This is a genomic window from Microcoleus sp. M2_D5, assembly GCF_036701935.1.
Lineage (GTDB): Bacteria > Cyanobacteriota > Cyanobacteriia > Cyanobacteriales > Microcoleaceae > Microcoleus.
In genome coordinates, this window is sequence record NZ_JAUBRP010000012.1 from 99,208 (window position 1) to 110,304 (window position 11,097).

The following is an 11,097-nucleotide window of genomic DNA, read 5'->3' on the forward strand; positions in this document are numbered from 1 at the left end:
TCCCTAGGGGCCCAAACTACGCACTGATTCGGTCTAGTTCCTAGACCTCTTTGTCACCCTCCCACCTTTAACTGAAAATGCGCTTGACGGCAGGAATACGAGCCAACACGAAATAATCTAACAGCAGAACGGTGACGAGTGAAAGTCCTACAAGCGGGAAGGCAATCCCTAAAACAGCAACGATTGCCAGTGGCACTTTCCATCCCTGAACATGGGTGGGCATTGCAGGCGCACCTAGCCAACCCGTCCCTTTCGGACGGCGCTGCCACCACATCACCGTACCGCTGACTGAAAGCACAATCAAAATTAACGCTGCAAACAACATCAGCAGTTGATTGCTCAATCCAAAATATTTTCCCATGTGAATTGAAATTCCCATTGATACGACTTTGGGTACTAACCCGTAATCCTTCCACCGCACATCTGCTAATACTTTGCCACTGTATTGATCGATGTGCAAAGTGATTTCTTGCGCCGGATTATTGGGAAATGCCGAAACCGTATACACACCCGTTTTGGATTCTGGAAAACTAACACTAAATCCAGGGGGTGCGCCTTTTGCTTGAGCTAAATTTACAACAGAATCTAGATTTACGGACGAATCAGCAAGAGTTCGCTCGATAACTTCGTTGTGTCCTGAATGATGCTCATATCTAGGCGTACTCGATTTAGGAATTGGTAATTGTTCTACTGCCCAAGGCACAACTTGATTTCCCTGCTGATTGAGGGAGCCTGTGAGTGTTGTCGATTGAGGCACGTTATCCCGCATTTGTGCAGGGTAGTAGTTCGACAAACGAGCGAAGGTATCTCCCCAAAAACCTGTCCAGGGTAGTCCACTGAGGATGAGGAAGCCAATTAGTAATACCCCATAAAATCCCGAAACGGCGTGTAAGTCCCGCCAAAATACCCGCTTATTCTGGCTCCACACACGCGGAATTAATGTTCCTAAAAAATTTACTTTGCCGCGAGGCAACCACAGATACAATCCCGTAATCAGCAGCACAAGCCCCCAACAAGAAGCAAGCTCTACTAAATAATCTCCCAATTTTCCGATCATCAGTTCGCCGTGAATCTTGCGTGCGATCGCTTGGAGATTATTATTTTCATCGCGATCGCCTAAAATCTTAGCCGTATAAGGATTCACGAAAACGGCTAGTGTTCTTTCATCTTTAGTCGCGATCGTCACTTCAGCACTGCGATTAGACGCAACGCTCGGCGTAAATTTTGTTACTTTGGCATCAGGATAAGTTCGTTGAACAACTGCCACCTGTTGAGTATAAGGCATCACCACATCCGCAGGCTGCACAAACATATTCTGGTGATACATCGCAGCATCTAATTGCGGTTTAAACAGGTAAATGATGCCTGTGATTGACAAAATCAGCATGAAAGGAATAACAAACAAACCTGCATAGAAGTGCCATCGCCAAACGGTGCGATAAAAACGATTACTGGGAGGTTCAGCAACCAGTGAAGGGTTCAAAACGCTGTTCAATTTACTCATTGTCGTATGCCAAAATATCGAAAAAAAGCCATTATGCTACACAAGTATCAACAATGTCAAAAGACAGGCTGTCAAACAGAGTTGCTGCTTCTGAAGTTTTTAGCCGTCATTCGATTTTAGATTTTAGATTTGAGATTTGAGATTTTAGATGTTGGAGGCGACCCCACGGATAAATTCGGGGGACGCAAGGATTTTAGATTTTAGATTTTGGATTGATTCCACGGATAAATCACGTGGCGGGTACCATCGAGAAATTTTTGGTCAGTAATCCTGATGAAGATTTATTTAACAGGGAAAGTAACTAAAGACCAGTATATTGCAATACCGTTCTGTTCAAGCTGCCTATCTTTTTTTAGCACAAGCGAGGCTCAATCTTTACTCCATCATGGTTTGAGGAGGGTTGTCATCCGGGAGCATTTCATATTTGTAAAAATACTTATTCTGGCTCCATCCTTCTTCCTCTTTCCTCACAGCCTCGGGCCTCGCACCTCAAAACTTAGATTTCTAGCTTGGCTCCAAAAGTGAGATGCTTCTGAGATGTTGCACCCTTCTCAACAAGGCTTTTATGAACAGGCAAGATGCCTGTTCCACAAAAAAATTTATCCTTTGTGGAACGGGCATCTTGCCCGTTCTTGAGAATGGTGCAAAATTGAGATTTTCCCCACTTTTGGACGGTCATTCCACCAAAAAATCAAAATCATCCCGCAATTATGTAAAGCCTTAAAATTCCACATTTTCTCGCTCATTTTCGTCGGTTCTGGGAGTATCCAAACCTTTCGCGGCCCAGCGTATTGTTTCCATGTATTTTGCCAGACTCGCTACAGTCGGAGCCTCAAACAAATTGCTGACCGATAACTCGACTTGCAAAGCGTCTCGGATGCGAGAAATCAACTGAGTTGCTAGCAGGGAATGCCCGCCTAGTTCAAAGAAATTATCGTAGATACTAACTTGCTGTTTGCCCAAAACTTTAGCCCAAATTTTCCCGATCGCCTTTTCGAGTTCAGTCCGAGGCGCTACATAATTTTCTGTTATATCCTCGCTGTCTGTATCTAGATCTGGCAAGGCGCGGCGGTCTACTTTGCCATTGGGCGTCAGCGGCATATTCTCCAACACTGCATAAGTTGCAGGAACCATATATCCTGGTAACTTTTCTTTCAAAAATTGGCGCAGGTCACTTGGTTTTAGAGTTTGACTTTCGGATTTTTCATTAATGCCGTCAGGAATAACATAAGCTACCAAATGTTTATCGTCGGGGATGTCTTCCCTGACAATTACTACTGCTTCGCGCACTTGTGGATGCTGGCACAAAGCCGCTTCTATTTCTCCCAACTCGATGCGGTAGCCGCGAATTTTTACTTGGTCGTCAATGCGACCTAAAAACTCGATGTTGCCGTCAACCCAATAGCGGCCTAAATCACCTGTTTTATAAAGCCTAGAACCAGATTTATTGCTAAAAGGGTTAGGAATGAATGCAGCAGCAGTTAAATCGGGCTGGTTGAGGTAGCCTTTCGCCAGTCCGTCACCGCCGACGTACAATTGACCTATAACACCGATCGCCACTGGCTGCAAATCCGCATCGAGGAGATAAATTTGCGTGTTGGCGATCGGGCGGCCGATGGGGAGAGATGTTGCGGTTTCGGGTACGTCTTGCACGCAATAATAAGCCGAAAATGTGGTATTTTCTGTCGGCCCGTAAACGTGAATTAATTTAGCGGTTTGATTGTGTTTTATAACTTTTTTCACCCATCTCATATCGACCGCTTCTCCGCCAAACAGCAAGCAGCGCAGCGAATCAAAAGCTTGCGGTAAAACTCTAGCAATTTGTTGAAATAAGGCAGTTGTTAAAAACAAAACAGTGATGCCTTGTTGGCGCAGTTCTAAGGCTAAATCGTGAGGCGAAAGGGTAATATTTGTGCTAATTCCCGCGAGTTGAGCGCCGTTAAGCAAGGCTCCCCAAATCTCGAACGTGGCTGCATCAAATGAAGCGTTTGATGCTTGGGCAATTTTATCGGTAGGTTCTATTTTTATATAGTTGGTGTTGAGTACCAGCCGATTTACTGCTTTGTGGGTGACAGCAACTCCCTTGGGTTTTCCTGTTGAGCCGGATGTGTAAATAACGTAAGCTAGGTTGTCTGCTGTTACGGTGTTGGCGGGATTTTCGGCGCTTTCTTTGGCTATGTGTTCCGAGTCGCGATCGAAGTAGATCGCCGAGTTTGAGAAGTCTCGACAATTCTCAATCAATTTATCCTGAATTAGCAAGACTTTAACTCGAGCATCTTCCAGCATCAAGTTTAGCCGATCGCGCGGATAGCTCGGATCTAACGGTAAATAAGCGCCTCCCGCCTTCAGTACAGCCAACATCCCGACAATTAGGTCGATCGATCGTTCTGCACAAAGCCCCACTAAAACCTCCGCCCCCACGCCCTGTTTTTGCAGGTAGCGCGCCAGTTGGTTGCTGCGACTGTTGAGTTCTCTGTAAGTCAGGTGCTGGCCCTCGAAAGTTAGGGCGACATCCTCCAGATGCTGCTGGAGTTGCTCTTCAAATAACTGATGAATGCACTTATTTTGAGGATAATCTGTGCGAGTATCGTTCCATTCTTTGAATAATTGATTCACTTCATCCTCGCTCAATAAAGGTAAGTTAGCGATTCTTTGTTCTGGATTAGCCACAATGCTTTCCAGCAAACTTTTAAAATGCCTCAGCATTCGGGCGATGGTAACTTCATCAAATAAATCTGTATTGTACACAGCTAAGCCTCTGAGCCCTTCCGAATCTTCCCAATCTTCGCCGTATCTGCTCCTAAAGTTATCGGAAGCTTCCCACAAATACAGCTCTAAATCAAAGCGCGTTGTTTGAGTCTCCAAAGGAAAAGAACTCAACTTTAATTCTGGCAATTCTAGCTCGTCCAGCGGCGCATTTTGCAGGCCAAATACCACCTGAAACAGCGGGTGGCGATTCAACGATCGCTCTGGGTGCAATTCCTCGACTAGCTTCTCGAAAGGCAAATCTTGGTGAGCGTAAGCTCCCAGGGTTACTTCCCGCACCCGGCCCAAAAAATCTCGGAATGTCGGGTTTCCCGAACAGTCTGTTCGCAGCACTAAAGTATTGACAAAAAAACCGATTAATGCTTCTATTTCGCTGCGGTTGCGATTGGCGATCGGCGAACCTACTACAATATCTTCTTGTTGCGAGTACCGATAAAGCAAAGTTTGAAATGCTGCGAGCAGTGTCATAAATAAAGTCGCTCCTTCTCGCTGCGAGAGCGCTAAAAGTGCGTCCTTCAAGTTTTTTGGCAGTTCTAAATATTGAGTTTTTCCCCGATAATTTTGCCTAGCTGGTGCAGGGCGATCTGTCGGCAAATTTAACACAGAAATTCCGTGCAGTTGCTGCCGCCAATAAGCTAGCTGAGTTTCTAATACTTCACCTTGCAGCCATTCGCGCTGCCACTCGGCAAAGTCGGCATATTGAAGTGATAATTCTGGTAGGGGAGATGGCTGTTGATTTATAAACGCTGTATAGATAGCTTCTATTTCTCGAATTAGTACCCCGATCGACCAATCATCAGAGGCTATGTGGTGCATATTTACCAATAGAATATGCTCGGTTTCTGTCACCCGCAGGATGGTGACTCGCATCAGCGGCCCGGTGGATAAATTGAAAGGGTGAAGAGATTCTGCTGCGGCGAGTTTCTTTGCTTCTGTTTGCCGTTGTTTTGGCGGCAAATGTTGCAGGTTTAATAGTTTTAAATGAGTCTTGAAAGCGGCAGAGATTATCTGCACTGGTTGACCTGATACCGCTGCAAAAGTGGTTCGCAAAGTTTCGTGGCGCTGCACTATTTCGTTGAAGGTTTCCTCTAAGGCTGTTAAGTTGAGGGAACCAGTTAAGCGCAGTGCTGTTACTACATTATAGAAAGGGTTGTCCGGTGCGAATTGGTCGAGAAACCACAAGCGCTGCTGGGCAAATGAGGCTGGAAAGACAAACACTTCGGCTTCTGAGGAAATATTCAGTTTTTCTATATCGTTTGTAAAGGAATTGTCATAAATTTCGGATGCCATATCTATTGCTCTTGGGGGATGGGATGTGTTAATTTTTTGATGGCGCGGGGTGGCTTTTTGACCGACAGCATCCAGGATACAAGCCCGCGGATTCATCCGTGGAGAAATAAAAAACCTGTATCCGAGAAACTGCCCCCCCGAATTGATCTCGCGCAAGTCAATGCTTCAATTCTTTAATCTAAAATCTAAAATCGCGCAATCGATTGAGGGTGCGATCGCCTCTTAAAACTTTCGCGAGCAAAAGATCGGAACCTTTAATATAATAAATCTGGGTGCGGGAGTGCGGGAGAGACGCGGGCAAAAAAAACCCGGTTTCTGGCTGTACGATCGAGTTATCCGTTGAGGGGCTAGGAGTGCCACCCCCCAATCAAATTTAGTCGCGGAACGGCCAAGATGTTTGTGATTCGGGTGCAATCGGGTGAGTTAGATGCGAGAATTACCGGGAGCAATCCGTAGAGAGGTCAAGGTATAGTATGATTTCTAATTGCACAAAGTGTTCTTGGGGCGATTTCGTTCGGAATAGCTTTGCTTCACGCAATTTTCTCACATTTGTAGCTTAGCGACTACTATTGATTCAACAGTGTCCGCAATCTTTTAGAGCTACTCACTAAAACTTGCGGCCTGATTTGGCAAAATACTTAAGAACACTGAACGTGCAGTTTAAATTAGAGGTTATAGGCTAATGGCGCAGCGGAACGTATACTCGTCAAAGGGCGATCCAGAGGATGCACAATCAGCAGAAGAAGTCCTCCACTCAGTAATGCAAGAACTGGACGCTTTGCATGAAAATGTCAAAGGCCAGTTAAATCAAGACATTACTCGGCTGCAAACTGAAAAAAATCACCTGATTGAAGATATTGAAGACCTCCGGGAGCAATATCGCAAATTGCAGTCTCAGCAAATGGAATCTCTGTCTGGGCGATACATTCAGCAGCAGCAATTGTGGCTGAAGCAGTTGGCTCAAGTTTTGGCTCACAATTTGCAGGATTTGTTGGTGCAGCGGTTCAACGAACTCAGTGCGAATTCGGGAAATTCTCTCAGCAGCCCTATTCCCAGCGGCGAGTTCCCGATACCCTTGCCGCCGAGCAACTACGACGAACGGGCGTCGCAGTTGCTGGCGGCGCTGGATGAAAGGATCGATCGCAGTTTCCAGATGCTGGAACAAGATTTAACCAGTTACGAAAGCGAGCTTTCCGTGCGGCTGAACAACATGAAAACCCTGGAACTGCAAGGGGAAGAGCTGTTACAAAATCTCGTAAACCGCATCAGGGAAGAACTCGAATCCGAAGAAGCATATCTTGAGAATCCTTTCGATGCTCAAGATTCCTATGTCGAGGAATCTACTAATTCTGTTAATTCTGTTAATTCTGTCCGCCCGCAATTTCTGCAGCCAACACCTGTGGAAAGGCCGCGGGAACCCGTGCCGGAACCCTCTTCAGTGCCCTCGACCGCATCCGCTAAAGCACCTTCTCAAGTACAGACAGGTTTGGTGCTGGCTTTGTCTTCGGCGGTGGTATTGTCGCTGTTTAATGTTTGTTTGAGAATTCTAATTAAAGCCAAAAATCCTCGGATAGTTTTTGGCTTGTTTGAATTTCCGGGGGTGGTGACTCCTGGTTTTGGAAATTCTTTGTTGATTTTGTTGATGCGGCTGATCGTGGTGATGGCTTTGATGCCGATATTGGCGACATTTCTGTATCCTTCTGTGTGGAAAGATATTAGGCGGTTGTTCCAGTCGGGCGATCGAGCTTTGTGGAGTAAGGTTTTAGGAAGCGCATTTTTTCTGTTTTTGTCTCAGGTTTTGATTTATTTGGCGATCGGCAATATTCCAGCCGGGATCGCGATTACGATTTTCTTTATTTACCCGATCGTCACCGTACTCGGTTCTTGGATCTTGTTTGGCTCTCGCCCCAGCACAGTCGGCTTTTTGGCGATCGTCGGGATTACCGCAGGTCTGATTTTAGCTGGGTGGCCGAGTTTTGCGGCCCCTGCTCCGGGCGGCGGCAATGTCGGGGTGGGAGTCACGGCTGCACTGGCTTCTGGGATTACCTTTGCAGGTTACGTATTGCTGACGCAAATGGCCGCAGGCAAGCTGCACCCAATTCCTTTTAGTTTAGTTAATTTCGGCGCGATTTTTGTATTTTCCTCCCTGAGTTTGTGGGTGCCACTGTCGGACAATTTTGCTCCTAAAATCGACCCAAATGTTTGGCCGGGTTTGATTGTCGGAGGCGTTGTTTTAGGGGTGCTGACGCTGTTTAGCTATCTTTTGAATAATTTTGCCATCCGGTTCGCGGGGGCAGCCTTAGCATCAGTAATTGGCACTTTAGGGCCGGCAATGACCGCACTCTTCGGTTTTCTAATTATCAATGAGAAGTTGCAGCCTGTGGCAATTCTCGGCATGGCTGTGGTGACGTTGAGCGTGGCTGCTATGAGTGTGGAACGCATAATGGCTCCTCAGAAGAAGGCTAGTTAAGGCAAGAATTTGTCCTTCATAATAGATACCAGAACCCCGACTTTTAAACATTCGGGGTTCTGGTATCTATCCCATTTAAAATCTAAAATCTCCAATCTAAAATCGACTTAACCTATGACTGCAGTTATTAAAATATCGCCCAACTTAGAGGAGTTCCTAAAACTTCCAGAAACGGAGCCACCTTGCGAATATATCAACAAAGAAATAATTCAAAAAGCGATGCCTCAAGGTGAACATAGCAGATTGCAAGGTAAGCTTTGCAATGTCATCAATCAAATAGTCGAAACACCAAAGATTGCTTATGCTTTTCCCGAGTTGCGTTGCACTTTCGGCGGTGTATCACTCGTCCCAGATGTAGCAGTATTCCGGTGGGAAAGAATTCCCTTTCTACCATCGGGTAGAATTGCTAACCGCTTTGAAATTTATCCAGACTGGGCGATAGAAATTCTTTCTCCCGGACAAAGCCAAACAAAAGTGCTTGCTAAATTACTTGCTTGTTCGCAACAAGGCACTGAATTGGGCTGGTTAATGATTCCAGAAGAAGAAAGTATTTTAGCGGTATTTCCCGGGCAAAGGGTGGAGTTTTACGAAGGTGCAACTAATTTGCCAATACTTAATGGAATTGAGTTAGAATTGACTGTCGAAACAGTTTTTAGCTGGTTGAGTTTTAGTTAAGGATCGCGAATTAAATAACTTACAATTTTAATTGTTATTGTGGGATGGGCTCTTATAGCCCGTCGCCCAATTTTAATTGTTATTGTGGGATGGGCTCTTATAGCCCGTCGCCCAATTTTAATTGTTATTGTGGGATGGGCGTCCCGCCCGTCCACTCATGACGGGCTATAAGAGCCCATCCCACTTTCAAGAGTGGAAGTTATTTAATTCTCATTCCTAAGTTAAAAAGTGCGCGAAGCGGATGTATTCCGTAGGGAATCGCCATTCTTAAACAACAGAAACAACCACTCGAAAACCCACAATACTAGCCTTGCAATCCGGCTGATATCTGAGGCGACACGCGCTGCGACAATTCGGAGGATGATCGTTCCAAGAACCACCCCGCAACAACCTCAGCGAAGACTCCCCGTCAGACTCCCAAACGCTACCATCGGCAGGCGCACCGTTATAATTATTGTGCCAAGAATCCGCGCACCATTCCCAAACATTTCCGTGAAAATCGTACAATCCGAAAGCATTAGGTTTAAAACTGCCAACATCTGTCGTTTGAAAGCGATAAACTCCCTTGGGCGCGTCAGCGTAATTAGAATTTCCGTTGTAATTGGCTAACTCGCTGGTAATCGTTTCCCCAAAATGAAACGGCCCCGTAGTTTGCCCCCGGCAAGCATATTCCCATTGGGCTTCGCTAGGCAAGCGATAATTCTTACCAGTTTTGCGAGAAAGTCGATCGCAAAACTCCACAGCCTCGTACCAAGATACATTTTCTACTGGTCGATTTGCACCTTTAAAACGGGCAGCATTGGGATTGAGAAATATTTTAATTTCCGGCAGCGCCGCCACTGCTGTCCACTGGGCCTGAGTGACTGGAAATTTGCTAATATAGAAAGAGCCTAAAGTTACTGGGTGCTGAGGTTTTTCGTCGCTGTCACCCCGCTCTTTTGGAGAACCCATGAGGAAAGTACCGCCAGGAACTGATACCATTTCCAGCAGTGTACTGTTCCCAAGATGTTCTTCAAAAAAACGCGCTTGACCGCTGTAAACATTAGTTGGCTTCCCGCGCTTGTCTACTGTCACCACTTGAAATTCAAAAGTGCTTTTGACAGCGGTAATTCTCTGTGCTGCCTTGTTCTGAGGCGGATTGGTGTTAGATTTTTCCCTCAGATAGACAGAGATATTGCTGTTGATTTGCCCGCTTTGATTGAGCGGGGTATTGATGGCAAGTTGTCCTCCCTTTGTCCGAAAAGAATTTAGAGCAAGTTGTCCTCCATTGGCACAATGGGGTTGGGGAGGTAAAGAATAGAGATTTAAAGCTTTGATTACTTCATCAGCAGATTGATATCTATTTTTGAGATAATCTTGAATTAATTTGTCTAAAACATTTGCCAACTCGCTGCTGATTTTTGTGCCTGCTGGCAACCGTTCTCTCCAAATCCAGCCGCCGTTTATCGGGTCATAAAGGTCATCGGAACCGTCAACTTTTGGCAAACATTGAGTTAGCAGTCTCAGGCAAGTTATTCCCAAACTGTACAAATCGCTGCCGGGGAAAACTTGACCGCGCATTTGTTCTACCGGCGAATATCCGGGCGTTCCTACCGTCGTGCCTACTTTGCTCATTAGGGAACCCGTCACTTGTTTGGAAATGCCGAAATCTATCAAAACTAACTCTCCCCGCCCTCCCCTTCGGAAAGCTGAATTCCGAAAATTTCCCGCCTTTGGCAGAGAGAAGTTAACAGAGGTGCGGCGGCGCATGATATTCTCAAGTTTGATGTCTCGGTGAATGACCTGGCGATCGTGCACAAATTTCAAAATCGGCAGTACATCTGCCAGCAACTGCCAAATTTTTTCTTCGCTAAAAACACCCTGCTGAGTTAATTCTGCTAGTAAAGTTTGCCCCTCAATCAACTCTTGTACTAAATAAAGTCGCTTGTCTTGTTCAAAATAAGCAATTAATCGAGGAATTTGGGGATGTTCGCCGAGTTCGTAAAGTCGTTTCGCTTCTTCTTTAAACAATTGTGCGGCTTTTTCAAGTGCTGAGGTTCCTTGAAATTGGGGTACAAACTGCTTAATTACGCAGGGATCGTCCATGCGATCCGTATCTACCGCTTCGTAAGTTCTGCCAAATCCCCCTTCGCCCAACAGTCGAATCACGCGGTAGCGGTTTCTGAAGAGAGGGTTGAGGCCTTGAGCTCCGCAACTTTGACAAAATTTAGAGTTATCGGGATTGAAAGGATGAGAGCATTTTGGATTAGAACAGTAGAACATATCTGGGCAGAAATGATCCGGTTAAGGTTATCATATATCTTTTCGGGTTACTCATACCAATTCACTATGAACCTGCACTTAATATAGCTTCTAGGATATAGTCCCAACCACAGAGAGATAAAACTTCTTC

The 11,097-nt window shown here is 45.7% G+C and carries 6 protein-coding genes; 2 read left to right on the top strand and 4 right to left on the bottom strand.

The genetic code is table 11. The features are described from left to right. Positions 1 to 67: 67 nt before the first annotated feature. From QUA50_RS07755 to QUA50_RS07765, 3 genes are all read right to left on the bottom strand, one after another. Entirely contained in the window at positions 68 to 1,504 is a 1,437-nt protein-coding gene (locus tag QUA50_RS07755) for a PepSY domain-containing protein (protein WP_333262441.1), read from the bottom strand. Positions 1,505 to 2,000: 496 nt separating this feature from the next. After that, positions 2,001 to 2,183: a hypothetical protein gene (locus QUA50_RS07760; RefSeq protein WP_333298601.1), complete on the bottom strand. Its 183-nt coding sequence runs from the start codon at positions 2,181 to 2,183 to the stop codon at positions 2,001 to 2,003. A 41-nt stretch (positions 2,184 to 2,224) separates the two neighbouring features. Then, complete coding sequence (locus QUA50_RS07765) at positions 2,225 to 5,560, bottom strand: amino acid adenylation domain-containing protein (protein WP_333262444.1); 3,336 nt, start codon at positions 5,558 to 5,560, stop codon at positions 2,225 to 2,227. 682 nt (positions 5,561 to 6,242) lie between these two features. On the opposite strand from QUA50_RS07765, the gene QUA50_RS07770 reads away from it, so the two are divergent. After that, positions 6,243 to 8,030, top strand: a complete 1,788-nt coding sequence (locus QUA50_RS07770; protein ID WP_333262447.1) for an EamA family transporter — start codon at positions 6,243 to 6,245, stop codon at positions 8,028 to 8,030. Positions 8,031 to 8,144: 114 nt separating this feature from the next. After that, on the top strand, positions 8,145 to 8,705 hold the full coding sequence (locus QUA50_RS07775; protein WP_333054376.1) for a Uma2 family endonuclease: 561 nt from the start codon (positions 8,145 to 8,147) through the stop codon (positions 8,703 to 8,705). A gap of 267 nt (positions 8,706 to 8,972) precedes the next feature. On the opposite strand, the gene QUA50_RS07780 is transcribed toward QUA50_RS07775, so the two are convergent. Then, positions 8,973 to 10,967: an SUMF1/EgtB/PvdO family nonheme iron enzyme gene (locus QUA50_RS07780; RefSeq protein ID WP_333262450.1), complete on the bottom strand. Its 1,995-nt coding sequence runs from the start codon at positions 10,965 to 10,967 to the stop codon at positions 8,973 to 8,975. Positions 10,968 to 11,097: the final 130 nt, after the last annotated feature.

Excerpts from the sequence above, each read along its gene's own strand:
- QUA50_RS07755 (WP_333262441.1), bottom strand. The coding sequence starts at position 1,504 with ATGAGTAAATTGAACAGCGTTTTGAACCCTTCACTGGTTGCTGAACCT.
- QUA50_RS07760 (WP_333298601.1), bottom strand. The coding sequence starts at position 2,183 with ATGACCGTCCAAAAGTGGGGAAAATCTCAATTTTGCACCATTCTCAAG.
- QUA50_RS07765 (WP_333262444.1), bottom strand. The coding sequence starts at position 5,560 with ATGGCATCCGAAATTTATGACAATTCCTTTACAAACGATATAGAAAAA.
- QUA50_RS07770 (WP_333262447.1), top strand. The coding sequence starts at position 6,243 with ATGGCGCAGCGGAACGTATACTCGTCAAAGGGCGATCCAGAGGATGCA.
- QUA50_RS07775 (WP_333054376.1), top strand. The coding sequence starts at position 8,145 with ATGACTGCAGTTATTAAAATATCGCCCAACTTAGAGGAGTTCCTAAAA.
- QUA50_RS07780 (WP_333262450.1), bottom strand. The coding sequence starts at position 10,967 with ATGTTCTACTGTTCTAATCCAAAATGCTCTCATCCTTTCAATCCCGAT.